Raw genomic sequence first — 20,165 nt, forward strand, 5'->3', positions numbered from 1 at the left:
TTTACGCGGTGGAAATCGGGGTCAGTCGTCGGCGCTGAGATGGGGGACGAGTTGCTCTTCGGGCTGGTCAACAGGCGTATGAGGTGTATGCAAACTGTTTGCCAAATCTTCGACGATGCGTTTTTTGTAGGGGTTCCAGACGAGAAGACCCACGGCTGCGGCGCAGACTCCGCCAACCGTCCAGAGGAGGGCCTTGATGCTCGACGTGCTTGCGTTCTCGGCCATACCTGATGGATGAGATGCGCGAGGTGTGGCGCGGGATTGCTGTTTTTGGCAGAGTTTCGCGAGTGCGCGAATAACGGCTACACTTAAAGGATGGATTCGGTTCGCTTTGGCCGGGCGCTTGGTGTGGGAGCGCGGGCTGCCGCTAAGACGCTGGTCTCGGCTGTAGACGCGGCTGCTGCACCGAATCCTTCGGCTGGGACGAAGCCTGCCGGCACGAAGAAGACGGCGGCTGCGGCTGCGACTTCGGGTGAGCGGCTGGGACAGCAGGCGGCGCGTGCGGCTTCGCAGGTGTCGGTGAGCAGCGCAGGGTTGAAGCAAGGCAGCAAGCGGTTTGGCCAGGCGGTCTGGCATCCTGTGGTGAAGCTGTCGGGCGTGCTTTGGCTGGAGCTTACCGGCGTGTTCTTTGGGATCTTTGCGCTGTCTGCGGTGGGTGGGGCGTGGAAGTGGCGTGAGGCGATGCATGAGGTGGCGGGAAATCATCTGGCGCATGAGCGGTTCGAGTGGGCGGTGGTGATGGCGGCGGTGTTTGCGTACTTCTGTGTGACGAGCTTTCTGAAGGCTCGGCGTAGAGGGCGCGGGCAGTAGGAGTCTGGTTAGCAAAGCAAAAGCAGGTCCTCCCGCTTCTCACCCCAGCGAGCAAGCTCGCCGGGGACCCCGGTGCGCGGAAGGATGACAATTGACAGGGATACGTTCGCGCGATCACCCGGCCTCGAAGACAACACATCGGCTGTACACTTGTGCGGCATGAGCGAGACGCCGAAGACTGGTTCGTCAAATACTGAATCGCCAAAGGCTGATCCTGCGAGTCCGACGACGAGTTCGGGGATTCCGGTCGAACTGGTGTATGACGCGAAGAGCCTGGCGGGGTTCGATGCTGCGCGTGAGCTGGGTGCGCCGGGGGAGTTTCCTTTTACGCGCGGGATTCAGCCGACCATGTATCGCGGGCGGCTGTGGACGATGCGGCAGTATGCGGGGATGGGCGACGCTGAGGAGTCGAATAAACGCTACAAATTTTTGCTTGCGCATGGGACCAAAGGGTTGAGCGTGGCGTTCGATCTGCCTACGCAGATTGGGTATGACTCGGACGACCCGATGGCGATGGGTGAGGTGGGGAAGGTTGGGGTCGCGATTGATTCGATCGAGGATATGGAGCGGCTGTTCGAGGGGATTCGGCTGGATGCGATCTCGACCTCGATGACGATCAATGCGACGGCTTCTATTCTGCTGGCGCTGTATGTTGCGGTGGCGCGGCGTGCGGGCGCAGAGGTGCGGCGGCTGAGTGGCACGGTGCAGAACGACATCCTGAAGGAGTACATCGCGCGCGGGACGTACATCTATCCGGTGCGGCACGCGATGCGGCTGGTGACGGATATCTTTGCATGGGCCGCGGAGGAGGTGCCGGAGTGGAATACGATTTCGATCTCGGGCTACCACATGCGCGAGGCCGGGTGCACGGCGGTGCAGGAGGTCGCGTTCACGCTGGCCAATGGCATGACTTACGTACAGGCTGCGCTGGATGCGGGGTTGGATGTGGATGCGTTTGCTCCGAGGCTGAGCTTCTTTTTTAATGCGCATAACAATCTGCTGGAAGAGGTGGCGAAGTTTCGCGCGGCGAGGCGGATGTGGGCGCGCGTGATGCGTGAGCGGTTTGGCGCGAAGAACCCGCGGAGCTGGATGTTGCGGTTTCATACGCAGACGGCTGGCTCGACGCTGACGGCGCAGCAGCCGGAGAACAATATCGTTCGCACGACTCTGCAGGCGCTGGCTGCGGTGTTGGGCGGAACACAGAGCCTGCACACGAATGGGTTTGATGAGGCGCTGGCGCTGCCGACGGAGAATGCTGCGCGGATTGCTCTGAGGACGCAGCAGATTCTGGCACATGAGAGTGGCGTGGCGCAGACGGTGGATCCGCTGGCGGGTTCGTACTATGTCGAGTCGCTGACGGATGAGATTGAGCGGCGTGCGGAGGAGTATCTGGCGGCGATTGCGCGATTCGATGCTTCTTCAAAAGGCGGGGGCGGCAAGTATGGGATGCTGCGCGCGATTGAGCAGGGGTATGTGCAGCGGGAGATTCAGAATGCGGCTTATGCTTACCAGCGCGATGTGGATGAGAAGCGGGCTGTTGTGGTCGGCGTGAATGAGTTTGCTTCTGGTTCAGATGCGGAGGAGGCTGTGGTTCCTCTTCAGCGGATCGATGCTGCGCTGGAGCAGCGGCAGGTGGAGCGCGTGCGGGCGCTGCGTGCGCGGAGGGATGCTGGCGTTCATGCTGCGGCGCTGCGCGGCGTGGAGGATGCTGCGCGTGGCGGGGAGAATCTGATGCCGCGGATTTTGCGTGCGGTCGAGAGCTATGCGACTGTGGGCGAGATTGCGAATGTGCTGCGTGGAGTGTTTGGGGAGTATCGGGAGTCGGTGACGGTTTGATTTCTCCGCGGTAAATTGACCCTCGGAACTGTCGGTCGATACGATAGGGCTTGCGCGCGATGCGCCTGCGAGGTCTTCTGAACGATGTCTGAATCTACTGCAACGAGCGCACTGCGCAAGACTGCTTTGAATGCTGTTCACCGCGCCGCCAAGTCGAAGATGGTTGATTTTGGCGGGTGGGATATGCCTGTCGATTGCTGCGGGTTGATTGCGGAGCACATGGCTGTGCGGACGGGCGTGGGCGTCTTTGATGTGTCGCACATGGGCGATATTCAATTTCGCGGGCCGGGGTCGCTGGCGGCGGTGCAGAAGCTGTGCATGAATGATGCGTCGAAGCTACAGGTGGGGCAGGCGCAATACTCGGCGATGCTTTATCCGAATGGGACGTTTGTCGATGATGTGGTGGTGCATAAGCTCTCGGACAACGACTACCTGATCGTGATCAATGCTGGTACTCGCGAGAAGGACGTGGCGTGGGTGCGCGGGGTGATTGGTGGGATGCCCGGCGTTCACATGAACGACTACAGCGACTTCTACACGCAGATTGCGATTCAGGGGCCGAAGGCTGCGGAGACTTTGCAGAAGCTGACTTCGACGGATTTGAGCACGATTAAGAATTACTGGTTTACGTGGGGGCAGGTGTGTGGCTTGCACAATGTGATGATTGCCCGCACTGGCTACACCGGCGAGGATGGATTTGAGATTTACATTCCTTCGGACGAGACGACCAGCGCACGGGTGTGGGCTGAGGTGCTGGAGGCCGGTAAGGAGTTTGGGATTCTGGCGTGTGGGCTGGGTGCGCGGAATACGCTTCGGCTGGAGGCTGGGATGGCTTTGTATGGCCATGAGATCTCGGACACGATCAATGTGTTTGAGGCTGGGTTGGGGCGGTATGCCAAGCTCGACTACGAATCCAAAGGCGATTTCGTTGGGCGCGATGCGCTGGTGAAGATTCAGGCTGACGGTGGGCCGAAGCGCAAGCTGGTTGGGTTGGAGATGGTGGAGCGCGGGATTGGGCGGGATGGGTATCCGGTGTTCTCGCTCGATGGGAAGCGGGTGGGTGAGATTACGAGCGGGTCGCCCTCGCCGTTTTTGAAGAAGAATATTGCCATGGCTTATGTGCCGGTGGAGTTCTCGGCGGTGGACACAGAGGTTGCGGTGGAGATTCGCGGGCAGATGGTGAAGGCGCGTGTGGTGCCGCTGCCGTTTTATAAGCGGGCGAAGAAGTAGGCGCAATTACAGCCGAATAATCCACATCCGCGCTTTGGACTCGTCCGGGCGCACTCGTGTAGTCTGCTTTCCGCATTACAATGGAGAGGGAGATTCCCCAACAATATGGCTTATCCGGCGAATTACAGGTACACGAAGGAACACGAGTGGATTGCGGCTGACGGCTCGGCGGGCAGCGTGGGTATTACGGACTACGCGCAGGACTCGCTGGGCGACATTGTTTTTGTTGACCTGCCGAAGGTGGGCGATGCGGTCGAGGCGGGCAAGACGTTCGGCTCGGTCGAGTCGGTGAAGGCGGTCTCGGACTTGTTCGCGCCGGTGTCTGGTACGGTGACGGCGGTGAATGACGCGCTCAAGGACAAGCCGGAGTTGATCAACACGGACGCGAATACGACGTGGCTGATTAAGGTGTCGCTGACCGATGCGAGCCAGACCAATGGCCTGCTGACGGCTGCCGATTATGAGAAGTTTATTGCCGAGGAGACCGGACACTAACGATGCGTTATCTGCCGAAGTCCCCTGGGGACCGTGAAGAGATGCTGGCCGAGATTGGTGCGGCGTCGATCGATGATCTGTTCCAGAGCATTCCTGCTGAGTATCAACTGAAGCGCGACCTGAAGATTCCTCATCAGCATGGCGAGTCGGAGATTCTGGATCGCTTTCGTGCGTTTGCCGACGCGAACGCTGCCGGTTATGCGAGCTTTCTGGGCGCGGGTGTGTATCGGCACTATCGGCCGGTGATTATCGATTCGCTGGTGCAGCGTGGCGAGTTTCTGACAAGCTATACGCCGTATCAGCCGGAGATCTCGCAGGGCACGCTGCAGGCGATGTTCGAGTTCCAGACGATGATCTGCGAGCTGACCGGCATGGAGATCGCCAACGCGTCGATGTATGACGGCTCGACCGGCGCGGCGGAGGCGATCATGATGGCGGTGCGCGTGACCGGGCGCGATGGCGCGGTAGTGGCGCGGACGGTGCATCCGGAGTACCGCGAGGTGGTGGCGACTTACGCGCAGCACCAGGAGATTCCGCTCGCCGAGGTTGGCTACGGCGCGAATGGGCGCGTGGATCTGGCTGCGCTCGATGCGGCGATTACGAAGGACACGGCTTGCGTGCTGATTCAGTCGCCGAACTTCTTCGGCACGATTGAGGATGTTGCCGCGATTGCGGAGCTTGCTCATGCGAAGGGTGCGCTGCTGATTGTGTCGATTGCCGAGGCGATTTCGCTGGGGATTGTGAAGCCTCCAGTTGAAGCGGACATCGTTTCGATGGAGGCTCAGAGTTACGGCGTTGCGCCGAGCTTTGGCGGGCCGTTCTGCGGCGTGATTGCGTGCAAGGAGAAGTTTCTGCGGCAGATGCCCGGGCGGCTGATCGGCGAGACGAAGGACAAGGACGGCAGGCGCGGATTTGTGCTCACTTTGAGTACGAGGGAACAGCATATTCGGCGCGAGAAGGCGACTTCGAACATCTGCACCAATCAGGCGCTGGTGGCGCTGATGACGACCATCTTCCTGACGGTGTATGGCAAGCAGGGGATGAAGGAGTTGGCTGAACAAAATCTTGCGAAGGCTGCTTATTTGAAGAGCGCACTTGGCAAGCACGGCAAGGTGTTGTTTGAGGGCGCGCCGCGCTTCCATGAGTTTGTGCTGGAGACGCCGAAGAGCGCTGAGGCTGTGAATGCCGATCTGTTGGAGAAGAAGATTATCGGCGGCCTGCCGTTGGCGAAGTGGTATCCAGAGCTTGGGCCGAATGCTTCGCTTTGGTGCGTGACGGAGTTGACGACGAGGGCGCAAATGGACGCGGCAACGGAGATGCTTGAGGAGAGCCCCTAATTCTCGAATCGCTAATCTTGGTGGTGCGTACAAGATTGGAGAACGCCGATGAGAACCCTTAGAGCGCTGCCGCGAGTAATACTGATACTGCTAATCTTCTCGTCTGCTGTTTGGTTAGTCGGTAGGAGCTCGTTGCGAAAGAAGCAGGTCGTTGATGCTGTCTTCGCTGTATGTGCGCTCTCCGTTGGAGTTTTGTATGAACGAAATAACTATGTTTCTGACCGAGAAACTGCAGAAAGAATTAAGAAGGTGAGTTCGCATGTCCCAGATAACACCCCCTTCCGAAGTGAACAAGATATCCAAGAAGATCTCAGACAAGCAGCAAAAGTTTGCTGGAAGCCCGAAAAAGGCGACGACACACGTCAATCAGAATGAGGACTTGATCTTTGAGAAGTCTTCGCCGGGGAAGAAAGCTTATCGGCTGGCTGAGCTGGACGTGCCGGCTGTCGATGCTGCTTCCCTGCTCGGCGCGGCGGCGCGTACCGATCTGGGTGTGATGCCGGAGTTGAGTGAGATTGAGATCATTCGGCACTTCACGCGGCTTTCGACTTGGAACTATGCGATTGACCTGGGGATGTATCCGCTGGGGTCGTGCACGATGAAGTACAACCCGCGCATCAATGAGCTGGTGTCGCGGCTTGAAGGGATTGCGGATGCGCATCCTTATCAGCCGGAGTCGCTGTCGCAGGGGTGCCTGGGCATCATGAAGGTGCTCTCGGATGCGCTGGTTGAGATTACCGGCATGGACACGATTACGCTGCAGCCGGCGGCGGGTGCGCATGGCGAGTTCACCGGGATTCTGCTGGCAAGGGCGTATCACGAGGCGAAGGGGAATCCGCGGAAGAAGATTCTGATTCCCGACTCGGCGCATGGGACGAACCCGGCGACGGCTGCGGTGTGCGGCTATGAGGTTGCGAACCTGAAGTCGAATGCGCAGGGCATGGTGGATGTGGCCGAGCTGGAGCGGCTGGTGGATGAAGATACCGCCGCGCTGATGCTGACGAATCCTTCGACGATTGGCGTGTTTGAGAGCGAGATTCATAAGATTGCCGATGTGCTTCATGCGAAGGGCGCGCTGCTCTACATGGACGGCGCGAACATGAATGCGCTGTGCGGCAAGACTCGGCCGGGCGACTTTGGTGTGGACGTGATGCATTTGAATCTGCATAAGACGTTTTCGACTCCGCATGGAGGTGGTGGTCCGGGTTCGGGGCCGGTGGCTTGCAAGAAGATTCTGGAGCCGTTTCTGCCTACGCCGGTGCTGGTGACGCGCGCGGATGGGACGCTTGGGCTGGAGTACAACCGGCCCCAGACTGTTGGCCGTGTGCGCGCGTTTTATGGCAACTTCGGGATGTTTGTGCGGGCGCTGGCTTACATTCTGGCCAATGGGCCGGATGGTTTGCGCCAGACGACTGAGGATGCGGTGCTGAATGCGAACTATATTCGCGCGAAGCTGTCGGATACGTTTGAGCTGCCGTACAAGGCTCCTTCGCTGCATGAGGTTGTCTTCTCGGACAAGCGGCAGGCGAAGAATGGCGTGAAGACCGGTGATATGGGCAAGCGGCTAATTGATTATGGCTTCCACGCTTACACGGTCAGCTTTCCGCTGGTGGTGCCGGGCGCGATGATGATTGAGCCGACGGAGAGCGAGAGCCGCGAGGAGCTTGATTTGCTGATCGATGCGCTGAAGCAGATTGCGCGCGAGGCGGAGGAAAATCCTGAGCTGGTGCAGACGGCTCCGCATACGACGCGGGCGCAGCGGCTGGATGAGACGACGGCGGCTCGGAAGCCTGTGCTGCGATGGAAAGCTCCTGCGGCTTCGACTCCGGTTGCGGTCGATTCGGCTGCGAAGGAGTGGTAGCGTGTCTGTCTTCTATGACCGCAAGGATGAGCTTGAGAAGTATGAGTTCATGATGGGCGAGGCGCGGGGGCGGCTGGCGGTGACGCTGGACGCGCTGACCGATGCGCTGATCCTGATTGGCCAGCATGGCGTGTACTGCACGAGCGCGCGGAACCCGAATGTTCCGGCGCTCGATTTGCAGGCAGTGACTGAGAACATCACCGGCGCGAAGGAGCTGGTGAGCGCGGTGATGGAGCGGCTGCGACTGGATAAGGAAGCCGCGGACTCTACTGGGCAGTGACGGTTACGTACTCGTCGGTTGTCTCCCATTTGACGTGCAGCTCGGTTGTGTTGCCCTTTGTGTTTTCAAAGGAGATGGACATGGACTCCTGCGGGCTGGGGAGCGTGGCGCCGGTCATGGGCGTGCGGCCGAGGTCGTTGCCTTCGGGGTACGGGATGCCCCACTCGCCGGTCTTCTTGCTGACGATGAAGAGCCACTGGGTCTGGCTGGGCAGGGTGAAGATGGTGTAGGTGCCGGCGGGGACGTCGAGGGTGCCGATCTTGAGATTGACGGGCGTGATGAGGGTGGTTGCGGGGTTCGCGCCGGTGCGCCAGGGTTTGTCGTAGGGGACGAGACCGCCCATGATCTTGCGGCCGCGCATGGATGGGGAGTTGTAGTGGATGGTGATCTGCTGGCCGTTGAGGGTGACTTCGGCGGTGGCTGGCGGGCTGAGGATCGGCTTCTTCGGGGCTTCGGTCTGCGCGTGGGCGGCAGTGACGACGAAGAGGAGACAGGCGGCGAGCGACAGCATCTTCAGCGAACGGAACTTGGTCATGAGGTCTCTCTTTCTCGTGCGAGGATTAGTGGCGACGGTGAAGTTAGGGTGAGGAGCCGACCCTCCCGCTTGCGCGGAAGGATGGCAACTGACTACTTTACAGCAAGTGTGATGCCTGCCATAGGTTTGGGTGGGCCCGAATGGTTAGACGCGCGCGGCTTTTCTGAGGACGCCTGTAGCTGTTAGGCTAAAGATACGCGCCCGTAGCTCAGCTGGATAGAGCGGCAGCCTCCGAAGCTGTAGGTCAGAAGTTCGAATCTTCTCGGGCGCACCATTCCTTCTATCTCTTCTTTACATCGATGAGGCGGGCTTTCAGCCCTTTGGATCTTCGCGGATTCCTAACCTGGGGCTTGCGCTCCAGGCTGGTATGAAGCGGGCCTTTGGCCCTTATAAGCGCAGAGGAGATAGCAATCTACTGTTAGACAAAAAATGCCTGCCTGCCGAGATGGGCAGGCAGGCATTGGCAAAGTATTTTTACGAACGAGACGCTTTGCGGCGGTTCCTGCGCTCTTTTACCAGTCCAGCCAGACCGAACAGTCCGCTGCCGAGGAGGAGCACGGACGAGGGCTCGGGTGTGATGGTCAGGTCGCCATACTCGCCTGGAGGCACAGGAGCGCTGGGGCCTGCGTTGGGATTGTCGACCAGGCCGTCCGCATTCGCCAGCCCTGCCGCGTAAACAGTGCCCAGACCGGGGATGTCGCCGTTGCTCCAGATCTCGCCGACGTAGCCGGCGGTTCCGACGTTAAATGCGACGCCGAAGATGTCGAACACACCGCCGGTGAACGGATAGCCCGCGCAGTCCTGGGGAGAGTTGCCGCCAGGAAAGAAGAGGTCATCGTAGGACAGGCCGCCCGTCGTGGAGGCTACGCCAGGGATGGTATTCACGTAGCTCACAGGCGAATACAGACCCATAATTGCGCCGGAGACGCCTACGTTGGAGTCGGAGAATGTTCCTGTGATTCCGGTGATTTCCTCAGCACCGGGCACGATGGTGGATGGTGTATAGGTGAACGAACCGGAAGTGCTGATGCCGTTTCCGTTGAATGAGAAATCCAGCTGGTCGGCGATGGCAGCCGGTGCCAGCGCAACAGCTGCTACCAAAGCGAGTGTTGCAAAGCAGTTGATCTTCATTGCCCTCTCCTCAGAACGTTGGTCTAAGTGGATTGATTGCCTGAAACCGTTACATGCAAGGCATGACGCTGCACCCAGCACGCAACGAGAGATTAAGACCCAACCTGTACCTGAGCCCTAGCTGGAGAGACAGCATTTTGATTAGCCGTTGGAATTGAGTGCACGCAACATGCCAAATGAATGGTTCGGATTTCCCGGGTTTAATGAGGTTCCTGTCTGCGCATATGCAAGCATCTGCATTCATAGCTGACGGAAAATGGAAAACCTTGGGAGGCTGCTCACCATCGTCCGTTCGCTTCAGAAGCCGCAAAAATGAAAGCGGCTCCGGATGACCGGAGCCGCTTGGTTTTGGTTGCGCCTCGCTTCTTTAGAAGAAGAGCTTGGCTGAGACCTGCAACTGGCGTGGACCGTAGAGCGTGTTGGCTGTGCTTGATGGGGCGCCGAACGCGGAGGAGCCGGTTGCGGTGAATGGTGCGATGCAGCCCTGGAGTGGAGCGGCTGCCGTGCCGGGGGTCTGCGTGGCGGAGTTGCAGGCCGGGTTGGGTGCCTTGGTTGTGGGAGCGGCGACGGTGTTGTAGATCGAGTACGTGCCGTTGACGCCGGTGATGATGCGACGGTTGAGCACGTTGAAGGCTTCGCCGATGAGCTGGAGCTTGACGTTCTCATGGATGGGGATGTCGCGCGTGACCCGCATGTCGAGATTGTTGAAGCCGGGGGCGTAGATGCTGTTGCGGCCGATCTGTGGCGGGCGGCCGGAGGTGGCGAAGCCGGAGCCGGAGCTGATGGCGCCGCCGTAGATGTTGCCGCCGGAGCCGTAACTGCCCGCGCCGCCCGAGTAGACGGTGCCGCTCATGCTGAGGTAGACGGGCTGGCCGCCGGATGCGGTGAAGCCGCCGGAGAAGAGAAAGTCGTCGAAGGCAAGCTTGACCCACTTGTTGTCCTGCATGACCTTCGGCTGGTAGACGAAGCTCATGACGAAGCGGTTGCGGATGTCGGTGTCGGAGTTGCCGTTGTCGCGGCTCGGCTTGTTGGGATCGAGGGGAACGTCGCCGCCGTAGAAGGTGCCGCTGGCGCCACCGACCTGGCCGGTGTCGGTGGAGTGGGCCCAGGTGTAGTTGGCCAGCAGCTCAAGGCCGTTGGCGAAGGGGCGGCGCACGGTGACGGCGAGCGAGTGGTACCAGGTGTTGGCCACCGAGAAGCCGGTGTTGTAGGACTGGAGCGTGGGGATGGCGCGGTCGGAGACAAGATAGACCGGAACCGTCATCTGGCGAATGAGGTTGTTGTTCGCGTCGACGACGTTGTAGGTGCGTGCTCCCGAGGGCGTGCGGCCGCGAAGGTTGGCGTCAACGAAGACGGGCAGGCGCAGACCGCGCGTGCCGACGTAGCCGACGGCGAGCGACATCTTGCCGGGCAGGGCCTGCTCGACGCCGAGATCAGCTTCGTGCGCGAGCGGTGGGACGAAGTTGGGATCGAGGCCGTGGAAGCTCTGCGCACCGAGAACGCCGGAGCCGGAGACGGCTGGCGCGTTGCCGCCAACGGGATGCGCGGCGGTCGAAAGCGGCGGGCCGGGGACCGGGTATGGGACGTCGGGGAAGGAGAGGCCGACGGCTGTGGGGTTGCAGGTCGGGGTGCTTGCGGCAAGGCTGGTGCCGCAGCCGGTGAAGTTGTAGTTCACCTGAATGACGCCGTTTTCGACGCGCATGGCGTAGTAGGTGCTGCCCTGGTTGAGGCCGGAGAAGAGACCGTAACCTCCGCGCACGACGGTGCCGTTGTAGGGCGACCAGGAGAAGGCCAGACGAGGCTGGATGCGGTTGGTGTTCTTGATGGTGCTGCTGTAGTAGGTGGAGAGTGGGGGAAAGTTGGTGTTGTTCTTGATGGGCGCCGGCGTGATCTGGATGTCGTAACGAATGCCGGCGGTGAGGGTGAAGTTGGGGCGGATCTTCCAGGCGTCTTCGGCGAAGCCGTCGAACATCTTCATCCAGAAGTCGTCTTGGCCAGCCTTGGAAGCGGGGTTAACCTGGTCGATGGTCTGGACGAAGCTGGTGAAGCGGTAGCCGGCGTAGGGGTCGGTGTCGCCGGGCTGGCCGGCGAATGCGTCGGTGGCCCAGTTCTGGAAGTTGAGGGCGTTGGTGCTGCCGCCGTAGGAGTAGACGCCGCCACCCTGGTAGAGGTTAATCATGATCTCGTGGACGAGGTTGAAGTCGCCGCCGAACTTGAGCGTGTGATGGCCGCGCGTGGTGGAGAAGACATCGGTGATCTGGGTGCGGTGCTCGTCGGGCTCTGCCGTGCGAGGAAGCGCGTTGGGCATGCCGTAGGTGAAGGTGCCGATGGCGATGCTGGGCGCGGCGGCGTTGGCTCCGGCGGTTTCGAGGTCACGTCCGTACTGCCAGTGAACCTGATTGATGGAGATGCCGGAGACTTGCGTGGTGAGGCCGCCGACGAGGAAGCGCTCGTGATAGCTGGTGGGGCCGTTGGTCGTGGGCGAGCTGCCGTTGAAGGTGTTCGAGCCGTTGTAGCCGTAGGTGGAGTCGAAGTCGGCGAAGTTGTAGTTGACGAAGGCGTCGTTGCGGCTGTTGATGTGCCAGTCGAGACGCGGGAAGAAGATGTTCTCTTTGGAGAAGCGCGAGGGCGCACCGTAGCCGTTGGCGAGGATGAAGTTGATGGCCGAGGTGCACTGTGTGGCGGTGATCGTCGTGGGGCACTGCGTGGGTGAGATGACGGTTCCGGCGGAGTTGCTGGCGGTCGGCGTGAGCGAGACGGGATTGTTGTTGTAGTAGAGCGCCTTGCCGACGCGGCGGAAGCCGTCGTAGGTGAAGAAGTAGAAGAGGCGGTCTTTGATGATGGGGCCGCCGACGGAGCCGCCGAACTGTTGCTGCTGATGGATGGGCTGCGTGAGCAGGAAGGCCGCGGCCTGCGGGTTCGGCGTGTTGTAGAGGGCGCTCCACTTGGTGAGCGGGTCGAGTGCGTTTAATGACGGGTAGCGGAGGTAGTAGAAGAGGTCGCCGTGGATGTTGTTGGTGCCGGACTTGGTGATGGCGTTGACCTGTCCGCCGGCGGCCTGGCCGAACTCGACGGAGTAGTTGGAGGTTTCGGCCTGGAACTCCTTGATGGAGTCGAGCGAGTAGACGTAGGGGGCGCCTGAGGAACGGCCGCGCGCCTCGGAGAAGAGCATCTCGTTGTTGTTCGCGCCGTCGACGTAGTTCTGGTTGTAGAGGCCGGAGATGCCGCGGAAGCTGACCAGGCCGGTGCCGCCGTCAGGGGCGACGTTGGGGGTGTTGAGGACGAAGGCGCTCCAGTTGCGGCTGTTGACGGGGAGGTTGCTGATGATCTGCTGGCCGATGGTCTGGGAGACCTCGGTCTTTTCGGTGTCGAGGATGGGGACTTCGCTGGAGACTTCGACCTGGGTGGAGACGGTGCCGGCGGAGAGCGCGGCGTCGATCGAGAGGGTCTGGCCGACGGTGAGGACGAGGTCTTTGCGGTCGATCTTGCTGAAGGCCCCGCCGCCGATGAGGACCTCGTAGTGGCCGGGCTGGAGGAAGGTGGCGGTGTAGATGCCGTCGCCGTTGGTGGTGAGGGTGCGGACGACTCCAGTGTCGGTGTCGGTGATGATGATCTGGGCGTTGGGCACGGTCGCGCCGGTGGTGTCGGTGACGGTGCCGCTGATGGTTCCGGTACCGGAGGTCTGGGCGCGGGCCGGAAGCGCTAACGCTAAGGTGAGGATTGCCGCTACGGCGAGATAAGTTACACGTTTACAGCAAGATATATGGTTCATAATCACTGGCTCCTAGCAAAAAAGGTACAAGACCGACACCGATAACAAGAGTGGTGTGTGAATGAGGGTGCCCAATATACATGCGCTTTGGCTGTGGTGTCTGCCGCATACGCAAATTTCGTGCAATCTGAAATGGATGACTTAATTCTAGTGGTTCGATGCGCGAAGCTGGGGTTTTGGTGTCAAAACCATGTCAATTTTTTATGGAAGAGCCATACCCGTAATTCATTGAGAGAGATGGGCTTCCGGCGACCGCGCACAGTGCAGTTTGTTGGGGGCGACGGCGTTGACGCAAAGCGCGGCGGCGGCGTTAGTGAAGCTGGTCAGGAATCACTGCATACTGGATGAGGATCTCGAAGGGAACGATCTGGAGGGTCTCTTCGTGTGTGGCTTCGAGGACGACGGGGCAGGCGGCTCCGGCTTGTTGAACCTGGAGCCAGCGGGCGGCACAGACGCACCAGCGGTCGCCGGGTTTGAGACCTTCGAAGCCGAATTCGGGACGCGGGGTGGAGAGGTCGTTGCCGAGTGCTTTGGATGCGGCGAGGAATGGCTCGTCCACGATGCAGCAGATGGTGTGGAGGCCGAGGTCCTGAGGGCCAGTGTTGCAGCAGCCGTCGCGGTAGAAGCCGGTCGTTGGGTTCGTGGGTTCGCGGCCGCAGGTGGCGAGCGGCTGGCCGAGGACGTTGCGGCTTGGGGCTTTCTGTGGTTCGGTGGTCGGCATTGTTCTATTGTAGGCAAGAAAGCCGACCGCGGATCTGCACGGATAGGCGCGGATAAAGACTGGAAAGCCTTATCCGTTTAATCCGCGAAATCCGTGGTCGGTCTTTGGTGCTACTTGGCGGTGAGGGCGAGTTGCTGTTCGTACTCTTCGTAGGGACCTTTGTGGTCGGTGATGCGGAAGTCGGTGGGGCCGCCCTCGAAGTGCCAGATGCGCGTGCCTGCTTCCTCGATGAGGTCCTGGTCATGGGTGACGAGGAGGACGGTGCCCTCGTACTTTTGCAGAGCCTGATTGAGGGCGTTGATGGCTTCGAGGTCGAGGTGGTTGGTGGGCTCGTCGAGGACGAGGACGTTGGGCTTCTGGAGCATGAGCTTGCAGAAGAGCAGACGTGCGGCTTCGCCTCCGGAGAGCGCTTCGGTCTTCTTCATGCCCTCTTCGCCGCGGAAGAGCATCTGGCCGAGGATGCCGCGGATGTCTTCCTTCGTCGCCTTGGGGTCGAAGGTGTGGAGCCACTCGGCTGCGGTGGTGCCCTTCGGGATCGATGAGGTGTGGTCCTGGGCGAAGTAGCCGACCTGGGCCTCATGTCCCCATTTGACCGTGCCGGAGTCGATGGCTGAAGCGTCGGATTCGTCGAGGCCGACGTTGGCGAGCAGGGCTTTCAAGAGCGTGGTCTTGCCCTGCGCGTTGCGGCCGATGAGGACGACTTTGTCGCCACGCATGACGGAGGCGGAGAAGTTGCGGATGACGTGCTCGACCTTGCCGTCGGGCTGGGTGTAGCTCTTGTTGACGCCTTCGAACTCGAGCAGGTGCTTGCCGGAGGGGCGGAGCATCTCGAAGCGGATGTAGGGGCGCTGGATGTTGGAGCGGGCAAGCTCGGTGGTGGCGAGGCGCTCGACTTCTTTTTTGCGCGAGTTGACCTGCGAGCTGCGCGTGCCGGCGGAGAAGCGGGCGATGAAGTCGTTGAGCTGGGCGATCTTCTTTTCGCGCTGCTCGTTCTGGCTCTCGATGCGGGCGCGGACCTGGGTCTTCTGGAGAACCATGTCGTCGTAGCCGCCGGTGTAGGTGATGATGGTCTCGTAGTCGATGTCGGCGATGTGCGTGCAGACGGAGTTGAGGAAGTGGCGGTCGTGCGAGATGGTGATGACCGTGCCGTTGTAGCGGTTGAGGAAGTTTTCGAGCCAGTGGATGGAGTCGAGGTCGAGGTAGTTGGTGGGCTCGTCGAGCAGGAGCGCCTGCGGGTTGCCGAAGAGCGCCTGCGCCAGCAGCACGCGGACCTTCTGGCCGCCCTGCAGCTCGGACATCTTGCGCTCGTGCAGTTCGTCGGGGATGTCGAGGCCCTGGAGGAGCACGGCGGCGTTGGCTTCGGCTTCGTAGCCGTCCTCGTCGCCGACGATGCCTTCGAGCTCACCGAGGCGTGAGCCGTCTTCGTCGGTCAGTTCGGGCTTGGCGTAAATCTCTTCGCGTTCAGCGAGCGCGGCCCAGAGGGCTTTGTTGCCCATGATGACGGTGTCGACCACGCGGAAGTCGTCGAAGGCGTACTGGTCTTGTTTGAGTACGCCCAATTTCTTTGGGCGTACCACCGTGCCCTTCTGGGCGTCGATCTCGCCGGTCAACACCTTCATGAAGGTGGACTTGCCGGCGCCGTTGGGGCCGGTGAGACCGTAGCGGCGGTCCTGGGTAAAGGTGACGGAGACATCCTCGAAGAGGAGCTTCGAGCCATAGCGCATCGTGACATTGGAAACGGAGATCATCGCTATCTATTTTCTCATGCGGCTGGCAATGGTTTTCGAGCAAAAAAGAAGGGCAGCGCATGCCGCGCTGCCCTTGGATGCACTACTTGTCTGGCTAGAAGCGGAGGAACGCCTCGAACTGATAGATTCGCGGCTGGTTGCCCTGAGCAGTAATTTCGCCGAAGGTGCTGTTGGTCCAGTCGCTGCTGGGAGCACTGTAGACAGGGTGGTTGAAGGCGTTGATGAAGTCGCCACGGATCTGGAGCACGAGAGGCTCGTAGACCCGGGACAGCGAGAAGTCGCGCTGTATGGCGCCATCGAACTGATTGAGGAAGTCCGCGCGAAGTCCGTCGAAACGGAGACCCATGGTGCGGATTTGATACTGGTTGCCGTAGACACCGGGGATCAGGCCGCTGGTCGCTTTGCTGGTCGTCGTGGCCCAGTCAGCGGTGTTGAACCAATTGCCCGGGTTGCCAGGACCGGAGATGCTCTTCTTATAGCCGGAGCGTCCCCAGGCTGAATTGGATGGGCTGCCTGTGCCGAGATAGATGGGCAGACTTGAGCCGGTGAAGCTGAGTGGCTGACCGCTCTGCACCTGGTAGACACCCTGCACCTGCCATCCGCCGGTGATTGCGGAGACGATGCCGCCCTGGTTGAGGAAGCGACGTCCGCGCCCGAACGGGAGCTGATATATGCCCGAGCTGGCGATACGGAAGGTGCGATCATTTGCTGAGAGGCCATACCACGGAGCTGAATCAGAGGGGTTGAGGTACTGGGTTGCGTCGAGCGACTTCGACCAGGTGAAGGCCGAGGTGAAGCTGGCCCCGTTGGTGAAGCGGCGAACGACGGTTGCCTGGAACGAGTGGTAAATGGACATGCCGCTCGTGATGTAGGCAGTGACATCGGTGAACTCGGGATAGGGTCGCAGAAGCTGGCTGACGGCGACCGTCTTCGAGGAGCCGAGGCTTACGGTGTTCGGAAGCACCTTGTAGAAGGGGTTGTTCACTGTCGCGGACATCGCGGAGTTGATGTTGGCGTCGTAACCCGCAGTGTAGGTGGAGAGATACTTCGCGGGAACGGCGTCGTAATCCTTCTGGATGGGCAGGTGCACGCCGTGGTTGCCGACGTATGCCATGTCTGCCAGCCACGCGCCGAACTGGTGCTCGAGGCCGAGGCTCCAACGCATGTTGTAGGGCGTCTTCGGGTTTGTGGGCTGGAAGGTGACAGACTGGCCGATGAATGTTTCAAGACCAAGCGAGCTGCCTGTCGGCTGCGCAATGCCTGCCGGGAAGGGATTCGCTAACGTGCTGGTGAAGGTGAGTCCACTGTCGGGCGAGCCGCTGGCTGTGGTGGTCTGGGTGAAGCCCTGCTGGTTCAGCAGGAATGTTGAAGTCGAGCCGGAGTTGCCACCTGACATGTAGAAGGTGGAGAGCGAGTCGTCGAAGATACCGAAACCGCCGCGCACGACTGTGTTGTTGGCGAACTCATAAGAGAAGCCCGCGCGCGGAAGGACGTTCAGGATCTGTGTGTGGTAGGTCTGGTGACCAGGGAACGGGGTGGAAGGATCACCAAGGAAGCGAAGACCTCCGTTGACCGTGAAGGCCGAAGCTGCGGGAAGCAGCGGGTTGGTGGGCGCGATGGCAGCATAGTTTGCCTGCGAAGCGGCAGCCACTGGATTGACGGCGTTGAAGTCGAAGTAGGTGTTCGCCTTCTGGTTGCGCTCGTTGTTGGGGCCCTCGTACTCGAAACGCACACCGAGGTTGATGGTGAGGTTGGGCTGCGCCTTCCAGTCGTCCTGCAGCCACTCTGCCATGTAGTTGGAGCGCGAAGCGAGATCGGAGTTGATGGTGATGGCCGAGGATTGGGGCAGGCCGTACTCAAACTGCGCAAGACCGAAGCCGATGCTTTGTGCGGAGGTCGAGTTAGTCGCCGTGGTGTAGGAGCCGTTGTGCTGATAGCGGCCGTTGGACTGCGTATTGATGCCGCCGTTGGTGTTGTACATGCGGTACTCATAACCGGCGCGAAGGAAGTGTTTGCCGACGAGCTTGCTGATCTGCACGGAGCCGAGCGTCACGTCGTCGTGCGAGAGGACACCGTTATCGGAGTCGAGCGATTGGTAGCCGGTGATGTCGAGGCGCGGGAAGAAGTCCGCAGTGGGCCCGAGGCCGTCGACCAGATAGCTAGGCATGCCGATCGTCGTTGCGTTGAGAATGCCCTGTGAAGGGACGGTGTTCTGGTTGACGAAGCGCGTCCAGGTGAGGTGTGCGTCGAACACGAGCGTGGGGTTGATGGTGTAGGTGTAGCCGAAGGCCGCGCCCTTGTTCTGATAGGTCAGATTGGTTCCGCTGACGGGCGTGAAATATGCATTTTTACCCTTTTGGAAGCGACGGCTCTGGACCCAGTGGCCGAAGAGCTGCTGCTTGGGGTTGATGGTGTAGTCGACGCGCGCAATGGTCGCCCAGTAGTAGTCAGGCTCGGCTCCTGCGTAGGAGAAGTTGCCACCGCCTGCTGAATTCGGTGTGGTGTTGGGCGTGGGGTAGTACTTGAGCGCAGCAGCAGCGATTGGGTTGATGTTGGTGATGATGTTTCCAGGGATTGGCTGGCGGACTACGCAGGTCTTGCCAGTGCCGCAAGGGCCACCCGTTTCAGTCTGGCCAGTGGTTGGGTCATAGAGCTGATACTTGTTGCTGGTTCCTGCTGGATGGCTGGGATCGAGCGCGTAGAGCTCGGAGAGGTTGCCGCCACGTTCGGCGAGACTGGGGATGGTCAGCGTCTGGACATTTGGTGTGGCCGCACGGCTGTGCTCGTAGCCGGTGAAGAAGAAAAGCTTGTCACGCTTGATGGGCCCGCCGATTGCTCCGCCTTCGCGCAACCAGACCGCTTTGGCAGGAATGCCAGGCGCGAGGTGCCAGTAGTTAGTGTTGAGCGTGGGGTTCTGATAGGAAGAAAAGGCTACGCCGTGGAACTGGTTGGTACCGCTTTTGAGCGAGGTGTTGACGAAGCCGCCGGAGGAATGGCCTTCGGTCGCATCGTAGCTGGCTGTTTCTACCTTGTACTGGTTGATGAACTCGGTTCCGGGTGTGTAAGCGGAGAGGCGGATGCGGTTGTCGGGCGCACCGTCGAGGCGGTACTCGAGCGAGTTCAGTACGGAGCCGTTGACGGAGACCGTTGCCGTGCTGCTGTCGTAGGCGTGGATATCCGGGTTGACACCGGAGACGAGGATGCCGGGTGCGAGGACTTCGAGCGTGAACGGGTTGCTGTAGACGAGAGGGAGTTCCTGGATGGAGCGCTGCTCAACGACCATGCCGATGGAGCCGCTGGTGGTCTGGAGCTGCTGGACGCCGGTGGTGACTTCGACCACCTCGGAGTTGCCGCCGATCTGGAGCGAGATGTCCTGCTGGTTGACCTGATTGACGTCGACAACCGTGTGGGCGTGCTCAACCTTCTTGAAGCCGGAGCGGTTGACCGTGATGTCGTAGCTGCCGGGGTTCAGGTTCTGGAAGGTGTAGACACCGTCGGCGTTGGTGACGGCTGTCTGGACGACGCCAGTCCCCTCGTTGCGAAGCGTGACTGTGGTCTGAGGTAGAACCGCTCCGGTGTTATCTGTGACTCGACCGCTGATGCCGCCACGGTCGGCCTGTCCAACGAGAAGCGCGGGCAGGAGGGAAAAAAGCAGGATAAATAGGCTAAATTTCAAAGTACGCATACAAGGGCCTCACAAGAAATTCACGCAGGTTGGACAGAGCGAACGGGCAATAAGTGGTCTGTCCAATTTTCTCGGAGAATTATTAATGGGCCAAACAATAATTGTCAATCGCCGACAATTATTGTCATTTGCAGAAACAGTTTTGCTAATGGAATATGCGGCTTTAAGACTGGCCAATCAGCACGCCAGCGGCGAAGACGAGGCCTCCGCCGACGATGACCTGCAGGCAGGAGAGTGCGAAGCTGGTCTTGAAATAGCGGTGGCGGATGAGAGCAATGACAATCAACTCCACGCCTACGACCACATAGGCCAGGGTGAGGGCGTGGTGGACATTTGCGATCAGGAACGGCAGCGTGTGGAGGAAGCCGCCGATGAAGGTCATCAGGCCGGTGACGATGCCACGGAAGACGGGGTTGCCGCGTCCGGTGAGCGAGCCGTCGTCGGAGAGGCCCTCGGAGAATGCCATCGAGATGCCTGCGCCGACTGCGGTGGCGATGCCGATGAGCAGCGTGGTGTGCGAACTGTGGGTGGCAAAGGCCGTGGCGAAGATGGGTGCGAGCGTTGAGACTGAGCCGTCCATGAGACCGGCGAGGCCGGGTTGTACGATACGCAGGACGAAGTTGCGATCGTCTTCGACGATCTCGGAGAGTTCGTTCAGGTTTGGGATGTTGTCGGACACGGCTTGTTTCGATGATACGCGTCTTCGCCCGCGCGGCTGGTTGAC

Annotated in this window: 15 protein-coding genes and 1 tRNA gene; 8 read left to right on the top strand and 8 right to left on the bottom strand. The window is 60.4% G+C overall.

The window, feature by feature from the left end:
* Positions 1 to 21 precede the first annotated feature (21 nt).
* Complete coding sequence (locus tag IEX36_RS09670; protein ID WP_188759126.1) at positions 22 to 225, bottom strand: hypothetical protein; 204 nt, start codon at positions 223 to 225, stop codon at positions 22 to 24.
* 90 nt (positions 226 to 315) lie between these two features.
* Between IEX36_RS09670 and IEX36_RS09675 the strand changes: the two genes are divergently transcribed.
* From IEX36_RS09675 to IEX36_RS09705, 7 genes are all read left to right on the top strand, one after another.
* Positions 316 to 810 carry a hypothetical protein gene (locus IEX36_RS09675; protein ID WP_188759127.1) on the top strand — a complete coding sequence of 165 codons (495 nt, stop codon included), beginning with the start codon at positions 316 to 318 and terminating at the stop codon, positions 808 to 810.
* Between the two features lie 84 nt (positions 811 to 894).
* On the top strand, positions 895 to 2,646 hold the full coding sequence (locus tag IEX36_RS09680) for an acyl-CoA mutase large subunit family protein (protein ID WP_229668846.1): 1,752 nt from the start codon (positions 895 to 897) through the stop codon (positions 2,644 to 2,646).
* Positions 2,647 to 2,730: 84 nt separating this feature from the next.
* Positions 2,731 to 3,876 (top strand): glycine cleavage system aminomethyltransferase GcvT, encoded by a 1,146-nt coding sequence (gcvT, locus tag IEX36_RS09685; RefSeq protein ID WP_188759128.1) that lies wholly within the window; start codon positions 2,731 to 2,733, stop codon positions 3,874 to 3,876.
* Positions 3,877 to 3,981: 105 nt separating this feature from the next.
* Positions 3,982 to 4,371 carry a glycine cleavage system protein GcvH gene (gcvH, locus tag IEX36_RS09690; protein WP_188759129.1) on the top strand — a complete coding sequence of 130 codons (390 nt, stop codon included), beginning with the start codon at positions 3,982 to 3,984 and terminating at the stop codon, positions 4,369 to 4,371.
* Between the two features lie 2 nt (positions 4,372 to 4,373).
* Entirely contained in the window at positions 4,374 to 5,708 is a 1,335-nt protein-coding gene (gene gcvPA / locus IEX36_RS09695) for an aminomethyl-transferring glycine dehydrogenase subunit GcvPA (RefSeq protein ID WP_188759130.1), read from the top strand.
* Positions 5,709 to 5,967: 259 nt separating this feature from the next.
* Positions 5,968 to 7,569 (top strand): aminomethyl-transferring glycine dehydrogenase subunit GcvPB, encoded by a 1,602-nt coding sequence (gcvPB, locus tag IEX36_RS09700; RefSeq protein WP_229668847.1) that lies wholly within the window; start codon positions 5,968 to 5,970, stop codon positions 7,567 to 7,569.
* Between the two features lies 1 nt (position 7,570).
* Entirely contained in the window at positions 7,571 to 7,849 is a 279-nt protein-coding gene (locus IEX36_RS09705) for a hypothetical protein (RefSeq protein ID WP_188759131.1), read from the top strand.
* On the opposite strand, the gene IEX36_RS09710 is transcribed toward IEX36_RS09705, so the two are convergent.
* Positions 7,836 to 8,384: a DUF2911 domain-containing protein gene (locus tag IEX36_RS09710; protein WP_188759132.1), complete on the bottom strand. Its 549-nt coding sequence runs from the start codon at positions 8,382 to 8,384 to the stop codon at positions 7,836 to 7,838. The genes IEX36_RS09705 and IEX36_RS09710 overlap by 14 nt on opposite strands.
* A gap of 197 nt (positions 8,385 to 8,581) precedes the next feature.
* On the opposite strand from IEX36_RS09710, the gene IEX36_RS09715 reads away from it, so the two are divergent.
* Positions 8,582 to 8,658 (top strand) — tRNA-Arg (locus IEX36_RS09715).
* A 200-nt stretch (positions 8,659 to 8,858) separates the two neighbouring features.
* On the opposite strand, the gene IEX36_RS09720 is transcribed toward IEX36_RS09715, so the two are convergent.
* The 6 genes from IEX36_RS09720 to IEX36_RS09745 all read right to left on the bottom strand — a co-directional run bounded on the left by IEX36_RS09720 (position 8,859) and on the right by IEX36_RS09745 (position 20,120).
* Entirely contained in the window at positions 8,859 to 9,515 is a 657-nt protein-coding gene (locus tag IEX36_RS09720; protein WP_188759133.1) for a PEP-CTERM sorting domain-containing protein, read from the bottom strand.
* Positions 9,516 to 9,882: 367 nt separating this feature from the next.
* Entirely contained in the window at positions 9,883 to 13,287 is a 3,405-nt protein-coding gene (locus IEX36_RS09725) for a TonB-dependent receptor (RefSeq protein ID WP_188759134.1), read from the bottom strand.
* Positions 13,288 to 13,597: 310 nt separating this feature from the next.
* On the bottom strand, positions 13,598 to 14,008 hold the full coding sequence (locus tag IEX36_RS09730; RefSeq protein WP_188759135.1) for a DUF2237 family protein: 411 nt from the start codon (positions 14,006 to 14,008) through the stop codon (positions 13,598 to 13,600).
* 110 nt (positions 14,009 to 14,118) lie between these two features.
* Positions 14,119 to 15,756 carry an ABC-F family ATP-binding cassette domain-containing protein gene (locus IEX36_RS09735; protein ID WP_188759136.1) on the bottom strand — a complete coding sequence of 546 codons (1,638 nt, stop codon included), beginning with the start codon at positions 15,754 to 15,756 and terminating at the stop codon, positions 14,119 to 14,121.
* Positions 15,757 to 15,850: 94 nt separating this feature from the next.
* On the bottom strand, positions 15,851 to 19,441 hold the full coding sequence (locus tag IEX36_RS09740) for a TonB-dependent receptor (protein WP_188759137.1): 3,591 nt from the start codon (positions 19,439 to 19,441) through the stop codon (positions 15,851 to 15,853).
* A gap of 163 nt (positions 19,442 to 19,604) precedes the next feature.
* Positions 19,605 to 20,120 carry a VIT1/CCC1 transporter family protein gene (locus IEX36_RS09745; RefSeq protein ID WP_188759138.1) on the bottom strand — a complete coding sequence of 172 codons (516 nt, stop codon included), beginning with the start codon at positions 20,118 to 20,120 and terminating at the stop codon, positions 19,605 to 19,607.
* Between the last annotated feature and the right edge of the window lie 45 nt (positions 20,121 to 20,165).

It is taken from the genome of Edaphobacter acidisoli (genome assembly GCF_014642855.1).
Lineage (GTDB): Bacteria > Acidobacteriota > Terriglobia > Terriglobales > Acidobacteriaceae > Edaphobacter > Edaphobacter acidisoli.